Source organism: Microvirga calopogonii, assembly GCF_003347665.1.
Classification (GTDB): Bacteria; Pseudomonadota; Alphaproteobacteria; order Rhizobiales; family Beijerinckiaceae; genus Microvirga; species Microvirga calopogonii.
Window position 1 is genome coordinate 96687 of the sequence record NZ_QDGA01000006.1, and the last position, 19336, is coordinate 116022.

The 19336-nt window shown below is 59.1% G+C and carries 26 protein-coding genes; 4 read left to right on the plus strand and 22 right to left on the minus strand.

Features of this window, described 5'->3' with window-relative positions; genetic code table 11:
- Positions 1–304 precede the first annotated feature (304 nt).
- The gene (locus DDF70_RS08430; protein ID WP_114944431.1) at positions 305–1741 is read left to right on the plus strand and encodes a hypothetical protein; all 1437 of its coding nucleotides are present in this window, start codon (positions 305–307) and stop codon (positions 1739–1741) included.
- A complete protein-coding gene (locus tag DDF70_RS08435) occupies positions 1738–2067 on the plus strand; it encodes a hypothetical protein (protein ID WP_114944432.1) in 330 nt (109 codons plus the stop codon). Before DDF70_RS08430 ends, DDF70_RS08435 begins: the two co-directional genes overlap by 4 nt.
- A gap of 448 nt (positions 2068–2515) precedes the next feature.
- On the opposite strand, the gene DDF70_RS08440 is transcribed toward DDF70_RS08435, so the two are convergent.
- Both DDF70_RS08440 and DDF70_RS08445 read right to left on the minus strand, forming a co-directional pair.
- Positions 2516–3754 carry an AAA family ATPase gene (locus DDF70_RS08440; protein WP_162820280.1) on the minus strand — a complete coding sequence of 413 codons (1239 nt, stop codon included), beginning with the start codon at positions 3752–3754 and terminating at the stop codon, positions 2516–2518.
- Positions 3755–3761: 7 nt separating this feature from the next.
- Positions 3762–4139, minus strand: a complete 378-nt coding sequence (locus DDF70_RS08445; protein WP_114944434.1) for a hypothetical protein — start codon at positions 4137–4139, stop codon at positions 3762–3764.
- A 311-nt stretch (positions 4140–4450) separates the two neighbouring features.
- Between DDF70_RS08445 and DDF70_RS08450 the strand changes: the two genes are divergently transcribed.
- Entirely contained in the window at positions 4451–4777 is a 327-nt protein-coding gene (locus DDF70_RS08450; protein WP_162820281.1) for a hypothetical protein, read from the plus strand.
- Positions 4778–4850: 73 nt separating this feature from the next.
- Here DDF70_RS08450 and DDF70_RS08455 read toward each other — a convergent pair whose 3' ends face one another.
- The 15 genes from DDF70_RS08455 to DDF70_RS08525 form a co-directional block, all read right to left on the minus strand.
- Entirely contained in the window at positions 4851–5216 is a 366-nt protein-coding gene (locus tag DDF70_RS08455) for a hypothetical protein (protein ID WP_114944436.1), read from the minus strand.
- Between the two features lie 188 nt (positions 5217–5404).
- Positions 5405–5797: a hypothetical protein gene (locus DDF70_RS08460; RefSeq protein ID WP_114944437.1), complete on the minus strand. Its 393-nt coding sequence runs from the start codon at positions 5795–5797 to the stop codon at positions 5405–5407.
- Positions 5798–5979: 182 nt separating this feature from the next.
- A complete protein-coding gene (locus DDF70_RS08465) occupies positions 5980–6360 on the minus strand; it encodes a hypothetical protein (protein WP_114944438.1) in 381 nt (126 codons plus the stop codon).
- Positions 6361–6477: 117 nt separating this feature from the next.
- A complete protein-coding gene (locus DDF70_RS08470) occupies positions 6478–7395 on the minus strand; it encodes a hypothetical protein (RefSeq protein ID WP_114944439.1) in 918 nt (305 codons plus the stop codon).
- 414 nt (positions 7396–7809) lie between these two features.
- Positions 7810–7977, minus strand: coding sequence for a hypothetical protein (locus DDF70_RS36450; RefSeq protein ID WP_162820282.1), 168 nt, complete (start codon positions 7975–7977; stop codon positions 7810–7812).
- Positions 7978–8304: 327 nt separating this feature from the next.
- Positions 8305–8472, minus strand: coding sequence for a hypothetical protein (locus DDF70_RS36455; protein WP_162820283.1), 168 nt, complete (start codon positions 8470–8472; stop codon positions 8305–8307).
- A 97-nt stretch (positions 8473–8569) separates the two neighbouring features.
- A complete protein-coding gene (locus tag DDF70_RS08485) occupies positions 8570–8962 on the minus strand; it encodes a hypothetical protein (RefSeq protein ID WP_114944437.1) in 393 nt (130 codons plus the stop codon).
- A 986-nt stretch (positions 8963–9948) separates the two neighbouring features.
- Complete coding sequence (locus tag DDF70_RS08490) at positions 9949–10755, minus strand: hypothetical protein (RefSeq protein WP_114944442.1); 807 nt, start codon at positions 10753–10755, stop codon at positions 9949–9951.
- A gap of 75 nt (positions 10756–10830) precedes the next feature.
- Positions 10831–11316 carry a Panacea domain-containing protein gene (locus DDF70_RS08495; protein ID WP_114944443.1) on the minus strand — a complete coding sequence of 162 codons (486 nt, stop codon included), beginning with the start codon at positions 11314–11316 and terminating at the stop codon, positions 10831–10833.
- Between the two features lie 112 nt (positions 11317–11428).
- Positions 11429–12148: a hypothetical protein gene (locus DDF70_RS08500; RefSeq protein ID WP_162820284.1), complete on the minus strand. Its 720-nt coding sequence runs from the start codon at positions 12146–12148 to the stop codon at positions 11429–11431.
- A gap of 312 nt (positions 12149–12460) precedes the next feature.
- Complete coding sequence (locus DDF70_RS08505) at positions 12461–12715, minus strand: hypothetical protein (protein WP_114944445.1); 255 nt, start codon at positions 12713–12715, stop codon at positions 12461–12463.
- 25 nt (positions 12716–12740) lie between these two features.
- Entirely contained in the window at positions 12741–12941 is a 201-nt protein-coding gene (locus tag DDF70_RS08510) for a hypothetical protein (protein WP_114944446.1), read from the minus strand.
- A gap of 89 nt (positions 12942–13030) precedes the next feature.
- A complete protein-coding gene (locus tag DDF70_RS08515) occupies positions 13031–13486 on the minus strand; it encodes an HAD domain-containing protein (protein ID WP_162820285.1) in 456 nt (151 codons plus the stop codon).
- Between the two features lie 161 nt (positions 13487–13647).
- Positions 13648–13986: a hypothetical protein gene (locus DDF70_RS08520; RefSeq protein ID WP_114944448.1), complete on the minus strand. Its 339-nt coding sequence runs from the start codon at positions 13984–13986 to the stop codon at positions 13648–13650.
- A gap of 380 nt (positions 13987–14366) precedes the next feature.
- Positions 14367–14684, minus strand: coding sequence for a hypothetical protein (locus DDF70_RS08525; protein ID WP_114944449.1), 318 nt, complete (start codon positions 14682–14684; stop codon positions 14367–14369).
- Between the two features lie 803 nt (positions 14685–15487).
- Here DDF70_RS08525 and DDF70_RS08535 point away from each other — a divergent pair.
- The gene (locus tag DDF70_RS08535) at positions 15488–15715 is read left to right on the plus strand and encodes a hypothetical protein (RefSeq protein WP_162820286.1); all 228 of its coding nucleotides are present in this window, start codon (positions 15488–15490) and stop codon (positions 15713–15715) included.
- Positions 15716–15777: 62 nt separating this feature from the next.
- Here DDF70_RS08535 and DDF70_RS08540 read toward each other — a convergent pair whose 3' ends face one another.
- From DDF70_RS08540 to DDF70_RS08555, 5 genes are all read right to left on the minus strand, one after another.
- Positions 15778–16788, minus strand: coding sequence for a Fic/DOC family protein (locus DDF70_RS08540; protein WP_114944452.1), 1011 nt, complete (start codon positions 16786–16788; stop codon positions 15778–15780).
- Positions 16789–17007 (minus strand): antitoxin VbhA family protein, encoded by a 219-nt coding sequence (locus DDF70_RS36460; RefSeq protein ID WP_162820287.1) that lies wholly within the window; start codon positions 17005–17007, stop codon positions 16789–16791.
- Positions 17008–17087: 80 nt separating this feature from the next.
- A complete protein-coding gene (locus DDF70_RS08545) occupies positions 17088–18002 on the minus strand; it encodes an ATP-grasp domain-containing protein (protein WP_114944453.1) in 915 nt (304 codons plus the stop codon).
- A gap of 59 nt (positions 18003–18061) precedes the next feature.
- Entirely contained in the window at positions 18062–19015 is a 954-nt protein-coding gene (locus tag DDF70_RS08550; RefSeq protein WP_281024349.1) for a 3'-5' exonuclease, read from the minus strand.
- A complete protein-coding gene (locus DDF70_RS08555; RefSeq protein WP_114944455.1) occupies positions 18987–19325 on the minus strand; it encodes a hypothetical protein in 339 nt (112 codons plus the stop codon). Before DDF70_RS08555 ends, DDF70_RS08550 begins: the two co-directional genes overlap by 29 nt.
- Positions 19326–19336 lie beyond the last annotated feature (11 nt).

The following is a 19336-nucleotide window of genomic DNA, read 5'->3' on the forward strand; positions in this document are numbered from 1 at the left end:
GTTCGCCCATCGTGGATCAGGCAAAATCCAGCCTCTTAGCCCAACGCTTCAACTTCTCGTAAGGGCGTTCAGGATCATCGGCCACCTCCGGCTCGGAGGCGCATCTGCCGCCCGCATGCTCAACACGCGATAAGCGCCGAAACTTTGCGACAGCCACTAAAATGCGGACCCATCCAGCCACTTCAGTGGCCATCGCGGGCGTTTGCGACAAAAACAGCACGAGCGGGCGTGAGCTAGATCACAGATAACTTTGAGGGCGCGCCGCAGTCTTGGTCTCCCCATAGAGAGGGGATGGAGAGCTCAGGTGACGCAGAAATATTGCCATCAGATTGGGGAATGGGTCGAGGACAACGTATCCCAGCAGGTCCAGCAATGCGTGAAGAAGAAGTGCAAATGGTGGTGCGCCTGCTGCAACAAGTGGTTCTGTTTCCTGGTCTGGGTGGTCGTCACGGTGCTGAAGTGGGTGGTCACGACCGTCTGTGAAATCCTCGGCGACGCATACGACTTGGTCGTCGCAGTCATCACGGGTGGCTGGGACATCATTGCCGGCATCTTCACCTGGGACTGGAGCCGGGTCTTTGATGGCTTTATGGAGATCCTAGGTGCGTTCGGTGGCCTGGTCGGCGACCTCATTCGGACCGTGGTCTTCCCCTGCGGCCTGTATGGCGCATTCCGCGGCAGCGTGAACAAGTGGCGGCTTATCGGCTACGTCGAGGATCTCATCGATAAGAGCCGGCGCTTCACCGAGGCCGACCGCGCGGACATCAAGGCGGCGCTGGGGATCGGTGGCAGCGGCTTCGGCCTGCGCCTAACCCTGACGAGCTATCGGGGTTTCGTGCGCTCCGACTACATCGCGCCTGGAGAAACGGTTCCCGCCTTAGTGCAATGGAACAACGACCCCGATCCCAACAGGAGAGTCGACCTGAAGAAGCTAGCGGGCTTCAAGTGGGACAAGTTCTTGCAGAGAAGCAGCCCCGACATCCGCGGAGACGTGTCATCGGAATCGGACATTGACGAGTATCTCGGCAACCCGAGCAGCAAGAGTTTCTCGATCTATGCCATGAGCGACTCGGCGCTGCTCGACAGGATCCACAACATCCAGATCAAAGGCGACACGATCGGCTTGAAATTGGCGGTCGACCTACAGGACGTTCACCTCACCGAACGGACCCAGGTCCAGGCGAACATCACCGATCCTGATGGCCAGCACAATTCCTGTGCCGTGCTGGATGTCTTGGCGAGAAGCCCGTTCAACCGGGAACCCTCCGTGTCCGGCTTCGGTTGTCATCCGGCGGATCCCCAGGATCCCGCAGCGGTAGAGCGGGCGAGGAACCTGCTGTGCAAGCCAGTTATCTTTGGCACCTTCCGGTTCGTGGCGAACGATTCCTACACAGGGTACTCGGCCTGCATGTTCACGAACGCCTGCCTAGATGGTGGCTCGATCGGGAATGACGGCGGCACCGGCGCCCTGTACCGCCATGGGCTCCCGAACTGGGTGCGGACCTGGGTGCCGATCCACGAGCTTGGACACACCTTCGGGCTCTGCCACGTCGATGGGTTAGACCGCATCATGGTCAACCCGAAGGACCATAGCTGGTGGAGCGGGTGGCTGATCCCGGAATACCTCTGCTTCAGTGGCGAGCCTCAATTCAGCCACGACGAAGCAAGGAAGGTCTGGGACTATATCATAGCGAACTTCCCAATCGATTGCCTCGCAAACCGGGATGTTGTCGTGACATGAGCAGGATCAGCGACGATCGTAGCTTGCGGCTAGCGCTGATGGCGCTGCCGCCTCATGAGGCGGCAGCCGTGAAGCGGCGTCTCGACGCGCTTCGTACCGACTGCGGCTGTGGCCTTGGGGCGATCGTCATGCTCGGCGCTATGGGGCTCTGGGTCGCCCATACGGTCGAGGCGCCGGTTGCCGGGCGGACCTGGCAATCCACGGTCGCCCTGGGATTGCTCGTGGTCTTCACCAGCACATTGGTCGGCAAGCTGCTGGGAATTGCGCTGTCACGCGTACGTCTCCACTTCGCGGTGCGAAGCCTGAGGCGGCGGGTTCCCCTTTAATGAAAGGACTGGTGGATGGAGGAAACCGCCAGCGTGGAAGGTGAATGGCGGCCCCAGAGCCGCCTATTCATCAATGGCGAGTGCCGGATCGTCCTCTATTATAGAGACGGCTTGGGTGATCTTGAACTGTGCTGGAGGCTGGCTGGGCTACTCAACCCTGCCCATGACCGCCGGTGTTTCAACTGCACCCAAGCCGGATCAATAGGTGTCTCATGGCCGTTCCCCGTGACTGATGCAGCCGCTTCAAGGAGCGGCTGTGCCAGCCTTAGCAAAGGGTTGAGTGGCCACTTTGATAGCGCCAGTGCCCGCTGATCGCTGTGGCGGCGAGGCGATCAGGAGCATGCCCGTCGACAACACGGCGAGGATGAGACACCAGCGCCAGACTGACGCCTCATTCCAAAGCCTCCGGACGGGTCGGGGAACCAGCCGATCAAACATGGTGCTCCTCCTATCCGGTGATCGTCACCTGGACCATATCAAGGTCCGACTCATTCATCGTGAGCTTGACGCGGCGAGCGCCCTTCTGCCTGGCCTCGATCAGGACATCGGCAATGCGCTTCTCGAGGGCTCTGATCACGGCGCGCACACCGCCGGCAGTCTGCAGAACCTCGGCCCGCTGCATGGCGTCGAACAGGATCATGTCGTCAATCCCGCCCTGGTCGAGCTCGAGGCCGTAACTCTCCACGATATTAACGATTTGGATGATCGCCACCCGGGCAAGGTCGAGCCCCTGAAGCGGGTTGAAGACGAACACCTCATCAATTCGGCTCAACACCTCAGCCGGGAAACCGGCCTCCTTGAGCACGTTGTGAACCGCAGTCAGGAGCTTATCGCGGTCGGTGATCTCCCGAGCCAATTCGCCAATCCGGTCTGCGGCCGCATTGGTTGTTGCGACAAAGATCGCCCGATTGGTTGGCACCTTCTGGCCACTCGAGGATTCGGTTACGAATCCATCATTCCAGGCGGTCAGGAACCGCTTCTGAACGTCGACATGGGCTTTCTCGATTTCATCGAGAAGCACGAGAGAGTTCTCCTGATCCCGCAGGCCGCCTGTCAGCGTTCCGTACCTGTCCGAGCCCGAGTATCCCGGAGGAACGCCAAACAGCCGTTCGGCGCCGGCGGGATTGCTGCAGGTCGACATATCTTCGAAGATGAACCCGCGCTTCAGGTTGCGGGCAAACTGCTTGCCCATTTCGGTTTTGCCCACGCCAGGAGGGCCAACGAACAGGAACACGCCAACGGGCTTGTCCCGGGCGACTTGAGCCAAGCGGCGGCGCAGGGTGGCGGCAACCTCGTCGGCCACGACATCCTGGCCCACGACCTTCTGCTTGACCGCGGCAGCGAGCGCCGTCGCATCGAGGTATTCAGAACGCTGCACGGCGGCGAGACGTGCGAGGAGGCCATCCTTGTTGGTGTAGCGATCGAGAAGGTCCATGATGATCCGCAGCCACCTGGGTGGCAGTCCTTTAACAAAGATTCCGACGAAACGGGAGGTGAGGCGGGTTTCGTGGGCAAGGCCGATAAAGACCAGAACCCACGTCACGATCGCAATGGTGAGGAACCAATCGAAGTACGAACGCCCATAGATGGGCAGATTGGTCATGAGATAGATGGCCGTGATGTAGAGCGCGAGGAGCGTGAACCCGACCTTCACGATGAAGTAGGGGAAGGAGAACGACTTTCTCATCGTCTCCTCACCGGGCGGTGACGGGCTGGTACCGGATCTGAAGACCCGGACCATACTGCCCTCCGTAGCGGCGGCCTGCGGCCTCGCTCCAGCCCTCAGCCTCCGACCAGGCGGCGAGCTCCGTCTCGTTGCATTTCAATAGGTCGATCACCTTGGGAATCTCAGTGACTGTGACATCGACATAGCGCCCCTTCATGTCGCGATCGGCATAGAACCGAACTTGATCGCCAACTTTCAAACCCTTCCAGCGCTCATATCCTCGCCACGATGGAAATCGTGTCGTCGAGCTGCGCTCGCCTGCCAGAATGGCGTCGAATGTCGTCTTCGATTTCAGACCCGACCGTGCGTCGCGTCCGTAAGAGAAATACATTGTCGCCTTGAGCATGCTCATCATCCTTTTTGCGGGATTTGTGATTTGAGTTTTTGCTGCTCCTCCCCGTCACATGATCTTGTAATTCGTTCTGCGGAAATAGATGTGACTTTGAATCACCATGGTTAAAAATGGGGCCCGACCCAGGGGTTCACGCCCGATCCGGTCTCGCAGCCTCTCTCGGCGTGACACGCTGTCTCGTTGACCCTGGCGTCAAGTTCCTATTTTGTTCTATCCCCTATTAGGATAAGAAAGGAGCCGTTGGGGCAATGATGGACGCGGGGCTAGGGGCCAAATCCCTTAAAACTGGGTTGGCGCAGTCGGAGATGACACCCGAGAAGCTGCTCGCTGCGGCGGAGCGGAGGATCAGGAAGCTGGAGGCGAAGATTGCCGATCAGCAAGCGACGATCCGTGACCTTCGAGCAGAGGCTAGGGATTTTGCTGCCCTCCAGGCGAAGATCGTGGACCTCAAGGAGGACATCACTGAACTCAAGGGCGAGATCAAGGAAGTGACCCGCGCTAACCACGAGCATGTAGCCCGTAACGAGGCTCTCAAAGACGAGAATGCGCGGTTGCGATCCGGATCGAAGTCTCCGAAAGGACTGGCCGTCACTTTGGAGGTTGCAAACCGTAAGGAAGCGGCTGCGGCGTGATCCCCTGCCTTGCTGGAATTGCTGAGACGATCATGAAAAAAGCCGCCCGAGGGCGGCTCCTTCATGGGGCCGACTAGGCGGCCTGCTGCATCTCTTCGGCGGCCTGTTCGCGCGGGGTCGAAAGGCCGATAATCCTGAAAACCTGCTTGCTCTTGCGCTCGGCGTCGGCCGGCATTTCATCGAACACGCCGAAGACACGGATCGGCTGGCCTTCCTTCAGCTGCTCACGGATCGAACTCAAGGCTGCACCGCTCGCGGTATGAAACATGGTGTAGACCTTGTCTTTGCCCTGACGGCGGTACTCGCCGATGAAGCTCACGAATTCCGTGCCGTTCTTGTTCTTGCCTTCCTTGATGGTCTTGGGCGTGACCGTGCGCGGGTAGGAACGGGCGCGGGTCTCGGTGGAAACGGCGGCGGAGGTGGCGGTGTTGTCGTTCATCGAACTCTCTTCCTTTTGGGGATTGAACCGAGCTTTTGCTCACTTTTCTGCAGGAACCTGAATTCTCGTCTTTCTGTCGGAGGCCTTCAGATCATCTTTCGGATGGTGCGTGACAACGCCCTCCGCACCCATGAGAAAAGCCGCCCGAAGGCGGCTCTCTTTATCGTCCCAGCTTATGGGATCTGGCCTTACGCGGCCTCTTTCATCTCGGTCTGGGCGGCTGCCTCCGGAGCCGTCTCACGCGGCGTCGACAGGCCGATGATGCGGAACACGCTGGATTCCTTGCGCTCCTCCGTGGCCGGCAGGGTCTCGAAGATGCCGAAGACGCGGATCGGCTGGCCTTCCTTGAGCTGCTCGCGGATCGCATCGAGAGATTTTCCGCTCGCGGTGTGCAGCATCGTCGAGGGCTTGCTGGCGCCGCGGCGGGTGTACTCGCCGACGAAGCTGACAAACGGCGTGCCGTTCTTGTTCGAGCCCTCCTTGATCGTCTTCGGCGTGACCATGCGCGGATAGGTGCGCTGCTTCTGGGCGTTGTCGTTGGCGACGGTGGAAACGGCGGAGATGTTGGCAGCGTTTGTCATCGAACTTTCCTTTCGGGGATTTGACAAAGAACTCTTGCGCTCTCACCAGAGAGCAACTGATGTCTTTTCCTTCATGGCGTAAGACACTTGGTGATGTGATCGATCGGTGCGTTCACCACGCCCGATCCGCCCATGAAAAAAGCCGCCCTAAGGCGGCTCTTTCTTCTTTCTTCGTGCAGGCCTTACGCGGCCTGCCGCATCTCTTCAGCACCCTGCTCACGCGGGACCGACCGGCCAATAATCCGGAAAACCTGTTTCGCCTTCCGTTCACCGTCGGCAGGCATCTCGTCGAAGACGCCAAAGACGCGGATCGGCTGGCCTTCTTTCAGCTCGTCCCGAATTTCCTGGAGAGATGCACCGCTTGCGGTATGGAACATCGTGTAGGTCTTCTCGGAGCCGCGGCGACGGTACTCACCGATGAAGCTGACGAACTCGGTGCCGTTCTTGTTCTTGCCCTCCTTGATGGCCTTGGGGGTCACGACGCGCGGATACGTCCGCTGCTGCTGAGCGTTGTCGTTGGCAGCGACGGTGGTGGCGGAGGTGGCAACGGCTGCGTTTGTCATCGAACTTATCCTATCTTTCGGGGATTGTGACGAAACTGTCTTCACTGATCTTGTCTGAAAGAACCTCTTTCCCTTTTCAGGGGATTTGATCTTGGTCCTTTCACTTCTGAAGCGGCATCAAGCAGCCGCTTTCATCTGTTTCACCTCCGGGTGCCACTGGAGGTAATAGGGAGCCTTGGTCCAGTTGGCTCCGGCGTTGTGGACGAACAGAACCACTGCATCGTCCACCGGCAGGGCCGAGAGCAGAGAGCGGATTCGACGCTCCTGTTCCGCGTAGGCGCGATTGGGACGGTCAGCCATGTCGTAGGTCCAATCCATGGTGCGGATCAGGCCCGCGAGCTCGTCGTTCTGAGCCGTGAGGACCTCTGGATCCTGGCCTTCGGTTCGGGCGAAGGCTTCAGCCTTCCGCTCAATCTCTTCAATCTGAGCGTCATAGGCGTCGAACTGGGGATCGAAGCCGCGCAGATGCTCCATGTTGGCATCTTTGCGCTCAATCACAGACTTGGCGTAGTCCGCCAGGCGGGCGAAGGCCGGGTGCGTAAGAGCAGGGCCCGACACCGGAAGCAGGATTTTCCCGAAGTAGGTGGATCTCACGTCGGCGTGGAACACGCCATCGGTCCACACCTTCCGCTTCTGGGGATGGTTGGAATAGACCATCCAATCTGGCCAGACGGTGGAATCACGGAACGAGAACTCGTTCACCTCCCCAAGGAACTCATCGCGGGCGACGTCCCAGGCGGCGAGGCCGGCGATACTCCGGCAGATATCGATGAGGGTGAAGCGGGTGCGGGCACCGTTGACAATCCCACCTTCGGGGCCTTCAAGATCAATCAGGAGGTAGCGATTGCCTTCCGCCGCCAGGAAGGAGTGCGTCAGGTGCCGCAGGCCACGGGGCAGGTTCTTGAAGAGCGCCCGGATGTCCTCCTGAACAGTCTTGCGGGCTTCGCTGCGGACTTGGGAGAGCCTGTACTGCGCCGTCCCGATCTCCGAGATAGCGAAGCGCTGACCACGAATTTCATTGAAGATGCGAGACATCGGCGAGCCCTTTCCTTTCGGGGATTTCGAAATCACCCTGGTTCGATCTTCAGGATCGAGAAAAGAGCTTGGGAGTGGGCGGGTTGCTTATTCCGTGTCAGGCCGGAGGCCAGCTCTGCGGACCCACTCGCTTATGCCTGCCTCGACAGCCGCCTGTGCGGCCTCCCGAGTCACTTCCTTTCCGCGGCTGGGAGTTACGAATTCGGCGAAGCCTGTATCCAGGTCCCAATCCCAGACTCCAAAGCCGAAAAGGACCGTGCCAACTTGGAACTCGCCCAGATGAGCCACGTAGCATTCATCGTCGGGATAGTGCTCTGTGTCCCTCTGCCATCGAAGGTTCATAATGCCTCCACGCCTCGTCTAGGCGTCAAACCTCCCTGACCCGAGCGCAGTTCCCCTCATCGACCGCCTCTGCTAGGAAATATCGCCCGCATCGACAAAGTCGACGTCAGACAGTTCGGCCAGGAGGGAGACCGCGGCAATCCTTTGCACCGCCGGCGCGATCTCCTCCCATTGGGCGTCGAAGGGGGAGTGCGTCTCGAGATGGACGGTCTCCTGGTCGTCTCCGATGGTAACCGTCAACGCTCCTGGCTGTCGGCCGTATTCCGCCGTCAGCTTTCCGCTGACGGATAGCAACGACGCACGGCCTTCCCACCGGCTGGGTTGGCCGACATTGGTTTGCTCCATCCCCTCAAATCGGACGGATTTTGCGAGCAGTCCCATCAGGTCAGACGCCCTTGCTGAGGGCATATCCCACGACAGCCAGCGGGAATACGACTCCCAGGGCAAAGCGCATCAGCTGTGCAACCATGTTGACCTCCATTCACTCACACCAGCGAGACCGTCCTCGCAGCGCACATCAAAAAAGCCGCCCGAGAGGGCGGCTTCTGTTTCCGGCATCGGGTGCCGTTAGGCTGCGGGCAGCGGTTCCTCGTCGGAGCCGTCATCCTCAACCTGGTGATGGGGGTCGGCGCGATGATCGAGATCGTGCGACCGATCAAGATAGCTCGATGCCTTGCCGGGATCATTGGTCGAGGCGGCAAGCCAGTAGTAGAACTTTGCCAGGAGATATTTCACCAGAACCTACCTGTCTGGAGCGGAGGTGGCAGGGTCGGCACGCCGCGTGCGCCGTGGCAGGCTAGCGCCTGCGCCGACCCTAGGTGGCGAAAGCCGATTACGCGGCTTCCTTCATCTCGGTCTGGGCGGCTGCCTCCGGAGCCGTCTCACGCGGCGTCGACAGGCCGATGATGCGGAACACGCTGGATTCCTTGCGCTCCTCCGTGGCCGGCAGGGTCTCGAAGATGCCGAAGACGCGGATCGGCTGGCCTTCCTTGAGCTGCTCGCGGATCGCATCGAGAGATTTTCCGCTCGCGGTGTGCAGCATCGTCGAGGGCTTGCTGGCGCCGCGGCGGGTGTACTCGCCGACGAAGCTGACAAACGGCGTGCCGTTCTTGTTCGAGCCCTCCTTGATCGTCTTCGGCGTGACCATGCGCGGATAGGTGCGCTGCTTCTGGGCGTTGTCGTTGGCGACGGTGGAAACGGCGGAGATGTTGGCAGCGTTTGTCATCGAACTGATCCTTATTTTGGGGATTGAAACGAGCCTTGCTCATTTTTGATCTGAGGAAATCTGATTCCCTTTCGGGGATTGAACCTTTTCCTCTTCGCTGATCTTTTCTGAATTCAAGAAACGTCCGGACGCCCACTGCGCTGGAAATTTGCTTCGCAGACTGAGTAGAGGTTGACCGGCGTGGTTTTTGGGGTTTGGCTCAACGAGCACAAAAGAAGCCGCGAGATTGGTAGGGCCCATGTGGCACTCTCGCGGCTTCTTTCGTTAGGTGACCTTTAAGTTGGAGGTCGATCCACCCTCGTCCCTGATGAGATAGGGAGCCCGTCAGCGGTGCTCAGTGCTACCCGGCGTTTTAGATCCGTGGGTCATGGATCCGCGTCAGCGAGGATCAGAGGCTGAGGCAACGGTCGGGTTACATGTCCGCCGTGTACCTGGCCAAAAGGCTACTTTGGTCAAAGAGTTCCTGCAGTACGGCCAATGGGCCAACAGATGAGGCAGGTATGGTGTCGACTATCAATATCGGAAGCCGCTAGCATATCTAACGTTTCATCTTACCCTCCTCTAAGGTCGATTTTGCGGGGATTTCAACTTCCCCTTCTTCACATTCTCAAATGAACTAAAAATCTGATTGGCAGTGATCCTGGGGTGCCATCCCACCTTCGACGCCCGAGAGGTAGCGAGCCCTTGAGCGGTGCCCATACTATCCGGTGTTTTAGACCCGTGGATCTTGGGTCCGCGTCAGCGACGATCAGAGGCTGAGGTCTCGTAGCGAGCACCTTGCCAAAAAGGATACTTGTTGTGAATCCCTGCAGAACGGTCAAACGGACCAGCGGATGAGGCAGGTATATGTCAGAAAGCCACTCTGGGCTGGGACGTTGATTTGATCTAGAGCTTCATTGTTGCCTCCTCTCAAGGCCACCTTCTTCTATTGGGGATTTCAACTTCCCCTTCTGCGCATTCTCAGTTGGATAGAAAATCCATGCTTCCTAAGCTGCGGAAGCCGCAGCCTCTTGCTCGTCGATCTGGTGCAGGACCGAGAAAAGTGCCCCATGGAACTGGTGATAGATCTTGGCGGCGCGACCAGCCCCAACAAAAGGCATGATCATCTGAGCAGGGACATATGCCCCGACATGGGTCTCCTGGGATCCTAGATCGGCCCCTACCAGCACTCCGGCAAGGCGTCCTTCATTGTCAACGACTGGACCGCCCAGATCGCTCCGGTTCGGATAATCGAAGCACACATGGGCTGCGATCGTGTGCTTGCCTCCAAACGCGGCGTCGGCACCGTCGCGGAAGTACGTCATCGTCGGGTGGGCGGAGATCCAGCCGGCTTTAACGACGTGGGGCGGCTCGCTGCCGAGCGTGTTAAGATCAAGAGTGCTATCCCCAAAGACACCATCGGCATAGCCGATGCGCCATACGTGGTTTTTGCCATTCATGGCCGCGATGGTGGCGATCTCAGGATTGGGCCAACGCTCGATCTCATCGCCGCGGACCTGGAGGACGGCGATCGGGAGAACGGGCGTCTCATACACCCAGTCGACCCAGTACATTCGTCCGGTGCCGTCCAGAAGGTGGATGCGAAGATCGTGATAGGGGCCAGCCCCTTTCCACTGCTCCCAAGGGAGTTTGATCTTGCCATCTGAGATCGTCGCGAAGGCTCCGCCGCCCACGTTGGTGGCAAATCCGACGAATGAGCGTTCGCCATTGTAGGGGTGTCTACAGATTGCAGCGATGCTCCCTTTCAGGGACGCGAGGCCTTGTTCGGTGAATACGCCAGGGTTTTTCGGCAACGGAGCCTCCGTGGGCTTAAATCGGCTGGGACAAGGTGGACCCGACCATTGATCGAGTCCCAGAGTGCGGTGGCTCTACTGGATGAGCGAAACCTGCCGCGCCTGGGCGGTGAAGTGATGGGCAATCACCGCCTGCGGGATCTCGACGGGCGCGGACAGGAGGAAGTGATGCTCTTCGGCCACCCGCCGCCACGGTGAGTTTGGACCGTGCGCGAGGAGGCTCAGGCTGGCCTCGGGCAGCCCGGCGTGGCGCTCGTCCACCCATTCGATGAGTTCGTGGGTGATCGTGTCCTCATCCGGCACGGCTGGGCACCCCTTGACCTGAACCGGCTCGGTGATCGGAGCATCCCCGTAGGATGACAACTGAGCGAACAGGCGGCCGAAGACTGGACCTTCGCTCCAGACCTCCGGGGCTTCGGTCAGGAGCGGCTTTCCAAGGATCGGGATCGACCAGCCATACAGGAGATAGCAGAGAGTCTGGACCCGCTTGTGAGTGATACCGCCAGAAGCGGCGTGGCGAGCGATCAGCGTGTTTGCGACTGCAATCGGGGGGTATGCCATGGTCCGAGATCTCCGTTGAAGGGAAGGCAAACGAATGCGGCGCGGGAGGATGAATCCTCCCGCGCTGGTGGTCGGTCTGGCCGACGCTAGATCGTGGCTGTGAGGCTAGCTCTTAGCCGCCGCGACGGTTCCACTCGGCATTGATTGCCTCGTGCATCGCTGCGCACATGCGGTCCTGAAGATCGTCCTGGTTGTCCTTCAACCAGGTCCGAATTTCTTCATCGGCGGGAGCCGGCTCAATCCTATTGCTGATCAGGGCGTCCACGTCGTTGACATCGTAGGCGGCTACGGCCCAGCCCCGGCGGCGCATTTCCTCAAGGGCGAGGCAGAGATCATGGTGGCTGAGTTCTGCTGGATCGAACGGGACGGGGGGTGGGGCGTTCGGGACCATCCCATCCGACTGCCTCAAACGGTCGAGCAGTTCTTGAACCCCGTCCTGATCCAGCGAGATATCCTCGTTGAGGTCCTCGGCCTCTCCGGAGGCCAGGAGATGGACCTCATTCGACCGCTTGAAGGGCTCCCCCAAGCCCTCTTCATGGTAATGGAAAAGAGCCGCGAGGACCGTGTTCTTGTCCTGGGTGCTGAGGGGATAGAGGAGATCGGCCGTCGGCCCCTCGACCTGTAACTTGAGCCGACGGAGTTCGTGGGGGCGAACGTTGTGAGCTCCGAACTCCTCGGGCGTCTCCTGAGGTGTGTAGATCCCAATTTCCACACCCCACTGGAGGAGATGGCCTCCTTCGTTCAGGCCGAGGATCTCACCCTCCTCGAGAGCTTTTACGTCGAGCAACTCTCCCGTCGCGGGGAGGTGAAGCATCATTCTGGGCAGATTCACGTCGCAGTTCCTTACAGAAGGCAAGAGCGCAGAGATCGAAAGCGGTATGGCAGGCGATTTCCCGCGCCACAGCTTCGGTCCATTCCGGATCGGTTTTCAGGGTCTTGATCCGCGCAGGTAGCAGTTCCTCCTTGTGCTTCCGAGCCGCAATCAGGGCGTCGTAAGCGATGAGAAGGGTTTCACGGGGGTCTGCCATGACTGCGGAATCCTGCGGCTGTAAGGCTGAAGAGGCTGTGTCCCCCTGGTCAGGGGCCTTTGGCCAGTTCTCCAGCCTCCACGGTAGCAGAGGCGGGTAAACCAATCCCGACATGGTCAGTGGTTCTGGTATCGGCCGAGTTCGCTGGGCCGAACCCGCATGAAGGTCGTGGCCGTGTTGCCGTTTCCATCAAGGATGTCGGCGCCATCGTCGTGGAGCCGAACCCCGAAGTACCCACGCGTTGCCTTCGGATTCAGCGAATAGAACAGCCGCAGGAACCCAGGCTTCGTGGAGGCCGTCGATCTGGCAAGCTGGCGTGACTCGATCCGGCGGCTGCCTTCTCGATCGATGACGCGGTAATGATCCGGCATCGTGTTTCCTTTCCGTGAAATGCGATTAGGCGCAGAGGAGCCGCTCGGCGGTGGCCGACGCGGCTGCGTAGGAGGTGTGGGGGAGGGAGAAGAAGTCGCCCTGGGCCGTCTCGACCTGGACCACGAAGCCGTTGCCTTCGGGCAGGACGGTTGCGTCCTTTACGTCAGAACCGAAGGCCTGGATGTTGGCAGCTTCCTGAGACGAAAAACGATCGTAACCGGACATCGTGGCTCTCCTTGATTTTGGGGATTTTCAATTCATCCCTTTCATCTCGGACTGAGCCTGGAATTCAGATCCTGGAAGTTGGCACTCCGCTACCCGCGCAATAGGGCGATTGCTGTCTCCGCATCGGTCCATGTGAGCCCGATGCTAGGGTCAACCTGAATGTGGAAATGCTTCTGGTGCGGCAGCATGCCTGGGTCATCATCAATAATGACGTATCGGGCGGGCCGGTGGCGTTGCAGATGACGATCGATCTCGGAGCCTCGGATCGGAAGGTCGGCAATCTCCTCCTCCGGGAGAAGATCCGGAGTCCGCCAATCCATGAAATAGCGCTCCTGGCCGATCCCAGCTCTAGCGAGCTTGTCCTGGCAGTCGGCATCGCGGCGCCAGGTGCTTGCGACAACCAGGCGGGCACCTGTCTGGTCGAGGATATCGACGACCATAGCGGCCGACCCGGGCGGGATGTAGCCGGCCCCGCCGAGTTTTGTCGTTCGATCGGTGACGATGACGCCATCGATATCGAGATAAACGAGCGGGGTCGCGGCCATCTTCATCCTCGGGGATTTCGTCCTTGGGTGTCCGATTCCTGCTGAGGGAAAGAAACCAAGGAGCTATGAAATGGTTCGGTGGTTTACGAATTCGTGCAAAAGAAAAGCCACCTTAACCAAGGTGGCTTTTCTCAAGCTGGCCGAGATCCGGGGGCTTTGGATCAGGCCGCGGCTTGTTCCTTCGGCGGCAGCGCCTCGCTGATCACGCGGAAGACGTTGCGCTCGAAAGTGCCGTAGAGGGCGACCGGGCCCTCCTGAAAGAGGTGCTGCGTGCTGTCGAAGGCCTTGCCGAAAGCCATCGTCGTGACGGTCACTTCGCGGTTGTCCTTGCGGCGCGTGAAGGTCAGCTTGGCCTTCGTATAGGGCTTGTCGTTCTTGTCCTTAGCGACCTCGACGGCCGACAGGTGGCCGCGCACCGGAAATGCGGGGGAGCGATCCTGGGAAACCTGAGTGCCAGAGACGTTGTTCGAAACCTGGTTGTCGTTCACTGCCGTGTCCATGATTGGCTTTCTCTCTCGTTGTGCCAAAGGCTGGTGATGATGTGGTCCCTGTCTCAGGTGACCGGTCGATATCGTCCGGGCGGTTGATGTCCGCCTCTTTTCGTTTTGGGGATTTTGAAATCTTCCCTTCCGACCTAGCTGTTCGATTGATGCTGATCTTTTGGGGATTTGCGTCTCTACCCTTCCGCCTGAGTTGTTGGCTTAGAGCCCTTCAACTTCGGGGGTTTTCGAAAACTTCTGATCCGAGGAATTAGGAATCGAGCTTCTGGAATGGCTGACCCATTCTGGGTCAGAACATCTTTGTGCCGTAGCATGGAGGGCTACGCGCCCTCAGGACCATATTGGCGGCCGTGGGCCGGACATCTATTGCAGGAAGACTGTTAGGCCTCGCCGTCGATGAGGCGATGGATTTCCTCGAAAGCGCGGTGGCGCTCCGGGAACGTCTTATAGGAGAGAGTTTCCTGTAACAGGCCTTCTAGCGCCATCACGGCATGTTCGACCTCGTACCATTTCGCAATGGTGAGAGTGAACGATCCTTCCTTACCGTGGAAGACGTCGAACAGAGCCGTAAATTTCTCTCGTCCGGCGTCGGATTCCATGACGTGCCGCAGGCAGTCCGACAGGAGCATGCAATGCTTTTCGGTGAGGGTGACCGTGCGAGTCTCAACCTCGAAATCGATACACGTCATATCTTTCATTGGGGATTTCCTGAAGCAGAGTTTCCCCCTTCTTTCAGGAGCTGATCTAAGACCTCTAAATACCGTGCGAAGTCTTCAGGGCTCGCCTGGTCCTCATACTGTCGTGCGAATTCCTCAGCTGTTCGCGATGGCTCGGTTTCGTGGTCACCCAGAGCTTCGAGGTGACCGTCTCGAGCGATGTCTCCATCGTACAGCGTGAGATACCGGCGGGCGGCATCCTCGGGTGAAAGAATGACCATCGAAGTGTCCTTTCAGGAGGAGGAATGAGGCTTCTTGCTTCCAGAATGGCTGACCCGGTTCGGGTCAGACGATCTCCACGCTATTGGGAGGTGAGGGCGGTACGCCCTAAGGCCAGAAATTGGCGGCCGAAGGCCGAACATGACTGCGTGGGATAGCGGGGATAATTCGTTAACCAGAATTGACGTGAGGGAAATCGGGTGTGATCCAGAGCCGGAACAAATAAGGAACATTCACCCATGGACGGGGTATTTTGTCTGGTCCAGAAGCCGGAATTTCATCTCGGACTAACCGCAGCGATAGACCTAGAGTCGTCACCCCGTTCCAGGAAGGGAGGCTCTGCCTCACCTCCCTGCAAGCCGCCGCTTTGTCCTCCGGGATGCAGCAAGTCGGTCGCACCATCGCCTGCGGCTCCGGAGCAACCGCGTTGCGCACCCATCGGCACGCCTCGGACTTCGTCTCGGGCTCTGCACCGGGACTTGCACCCACCCTCCGCTCCTCGCCGGAGAGGCAGGGTTGCAGGAAGGGCCTGCAACCTGCCCCCCACTGAAGAAGAGGATCTCAAAATGAGCGTAGTTACCGGAGCAATGAATGTCCTGGCCGATGTGAAGGCTGGCTTTGTCTCTGAAACGGATGTCGCCGAGGCGCGGGAGCAGCTGACGGCGGCTCTGCTGGCGGACGAGAGCCTGCCGCTGGAAGTCCGACTTCTCCTGGAGCTGCGCGAAGTCGAGGCTGGGTTCGTGGACAATAGGCGTATCGGCCGGCTGATCGGTGAGGCTGGCAAGCGGCACTAGCCAGACCGCCTTAATCTTGGGGCCAAGGGGTCGGCGTGAACCAGGATCGCCGGCCCTTTCTTTCATTCAATCTCGGGACCGTCGTTCTTCTTCTGCCGGCGCTTCGGCATGGGCCGCGATCTCAGATCGGGGGCAGGATCCCCGAACATCTCTTTAGCGCGAGCAAGCACTTCGTCAGGGGATGCTTTCCCGGCGAAAGGTAGTTCCGACTCCGCCGGCGGTAGTTTGAAGGCGAGTCGCTGTTTACCAACAACTGGTCCCTCAACATCGGCAATGCGTCCGACAATGATCCGGTTATCATCCTCGCGGAGGACGAAGTTGGTCTTGTTAACCGCCGCTACCTGCCCTTGGTAGGAGAGCCCTGGGGCTGCCGTTGCTACATACAGATCCATCCACTGGAAATTCTGATTGGTGAGGAAGTTCTGAACTTCCTTCAATTCTCGAATTCGATCAGGATCAAGTGCATCTGCAATCACCCGACGCATGGGGCCAGTGTCGGCATTATGCCCAGCGATACTGGCTACAACCATGCGCTCGCCGGAGATCGACTCGAAGTCGAGTTCGTGACCAGCTTGACGCCCTATGGTCTCGAGAAACGCGCGTTGAGTTCGACCATTGCCTTCACGAAACGGATGAATGTTGTTGATCCGGACAAGGAGGTCTCCTGCCTTTTTAATGAAGTCGTCGGCCGGGAGATTTCTCAAGTAACCCGATGCTTTGAGATGCTCGTCTAATGCGGCAAGAGCATCCGGGATCATATCGCCGGGAAGAAAGAACTTTCCGTCCGGCTTCCGCAGGGATGGCTCTGTAGCGATTGTCCGATCTGAAAGACGAACTGTCTCATCACGCGAGTGGCCAGCCCACTCATAAACATCCTGGAACAGGTGTCTGTGGAGAAGCTTTAGGTAACGGGAGTCGGGAATGGCTGCTTCTTCTTGGAGAGCCAGGCCGAGATCCAGTTCAACAATTCGGGCTTCGACGAAGGGGGCTTCAAGCCTTTCTAGAGTTTCAGGATCGGCAGCACAAAGCTTGTTTTTCGGCACCTTGGTGCCGGGGACGGTGTAGTTAGGCATTCAGCGTGGAAGCCCCAGTGCTTGTTTTAGCATAGGGATGACATCCGCCATCTCAATCTCGCCGTTGATAAACGATTCAAAAATGGGATCAGCCCGTGGATCGCGTTTGGCGCCCTCCATAGCACTGCTGTGGGCGGCTTTTTGTATGGCGCGCCGCCGGCGCTCCATCTCTTCCGGCGAGATCTTGGGAGTGGAGGATTTTCGGGCAACTGCTGTCATGTTCAATCCCATAGGGCACAAAGAACCATACCATAGAACGCCATAGGCTAGTACCCAGTTCAGGCACGTTACTCCATTACTTATCCGAAATGCCCCAGAACCGCATCAACGAGGGCGGGAACCTTGGCAGCATAAAGCCCAACCTGCCCCAACCGCATCGGATTGAGCTCGATGATCCCGACCTCTCCATTGATCATCGCGACATCCAGAACGAAGCTGCCGCCTCCGAGTTGGTCGACCGCCTCTGATGCGAAGGCGAGATACTGGTCGAGCCGGAGGTTGGACATTGCCAGTCCACCCAATTTGGTATCCCCGCGATGCTCAATCATCGCCGGGTCATAAAGAGCGGTGTTGTCGAGAGGAGTCTTCCACGGAACGCATCCGGCGCCCGTCACGACCTGTCCGTCGACCACGAAGAGGCGGTATTCATACGTCATATCGACGTATTCCTGAACTAGCAGACAGGCGTCCTCATCGATGAAGGAATAAACCATGGCGTCCAAGGCTTGCCAGAGCGAGGTGCCGACAGGAACGTGCTTGGTGAAATACTTGTCCCGAGTGGCCTTCACGAAGGCATCCTTGCCTTCCAAGTGGAGCCGCTGGACTTCCATATCGGCTTGATCGAGATCGCAGATCTTGATGGACCGGCCGGCGAGTTCGAGAAAGCCTGGCATCGTCCAATAGGGAAGGGTCTTCTCCTTAGGCCCTGGATACTTCAGTCCCTCCCGGAATAGATCGCTGCGATGGCCTGCCCGCCCAAAGATATGGGTGACAGCATCCGGGACCTTGCCAAGGTCGTCGTAGGCCTTGATTTCGCTGCCGAGGCGATCCTTGAGAGTTTTCCAGAGGATGGCGTTCTCAAGGCGCTCCTCTGGGTCGCTGCCCCGATCCAGGACGAAAGCATACGGCGGGACTGGATCCAGAGCTGCTGCCGCAAGTGCCATGCCGATGGAGGCGAGCCGCGGCTTTACGAGCATTCCAGCGAGATCGTCCATTCCCTATTCCTTTCGGGGATTCCTGCGAATTGAATTCCGCCGGTCCTCAGATCCTGGCTTCAATCGGCTCTTGCGGAAAACCGATCCAGGGCGGTGATCCGGCGCACGGGAGGATCGACCGGGCGCAGATAGATTTGCGACTGCAGGAAGGTGATTTCCTCCTGGAGCCTGTCTTCGGGAATGTCGATCCACCACGCTTTCTGTGAGCCGTCCGATCCGTCCGACCATCGGTAGGACCGAGCTTTGAGAAGGTCCTTTCGCTCATAGGGTGTGTTGGGCGCTTTGACGCGGCAGGTTATCGCTCTGGAGGCCTGCAGCAGGTACGAGATCGGGGAGCGTCCAGACTTCGGGAGAGGCAGCCTGAGGATTTGGAGGGCAGCGAGGCAATCTTGCGCGGCCCTATGTGCCTTGAAGAAGAACCCGCTTTTCATGCCGATGTAGCTGAGGGTCGCGCTCTCAAAGCCTTCCTCTTTCCAAGGGACCTCATAGAGGGAACACGCCCACGGTTTCGTGGTGAAGATCGGCGACAGCTTTTCCAGCCAACGGCGATCGAAGGCGGCCTTGTGAGCCACACAGATTTCGGCGGCCGAGACGAGGCCAACGACGGCATCAAGGTCGATGATCTTCCCCTGGACCATGCTGTCGTCGATGCCGGTCAGGTCGGTGATTGCGGCTGGGATGGGCTGGGACGGTTGCTGCAGCTGCTGGAACGGCTGGAAGATCTCAACGATCTCTCCGTCATCTGTGAAGGTGAACGGAACCATGGCGAGCTCGATGATGTCACCGCTCCTGGGATCAAGCGAGGTGGTCTCCGTATCCACATAGAGGCCAAAGTGCTGTCCGACCGGGAGGTCTTTCGGATCGGGAGCGGGGGGGAATGCCTCTGCATCGGTGACCAGCTGGCGCAGGATACGATAGCGGCCAGAGGCTTCGAGGGCGGCTGCCATTTCCTCAAAATGCATGGGTCGAACTTTCTGTAGGCGGTTAGCTGGTGATCGCGACCGGCTCGGGATTGAGGCCGCACTCTTTGACCCGGTCCCAAAGGAGCGAGGTGGCCCGGGGCCTTCCGTTAGGCGTGCGGCCCTGGGTGTAGTCGCCAACCTTAAGGAGGCGGCAGTATCCAAAGCGTTGCTCGGGCCGGTCTTTCCGCCCCTTCCAGTACGGGCAGGACTCGGTTTTCAGGGTCGGCGCTCCGTGTGACCCTGCGGCGACGCTGGTGATGCGGTAGCAATAATCCCCGTGCGGGATGACTGTCTCAGCACGGCTGATCCGACGGTCGTGGCGAGACTGACGGCGAAGGGCGGCAGGGGCTTGGACGGGCATCAGTGGTCGGC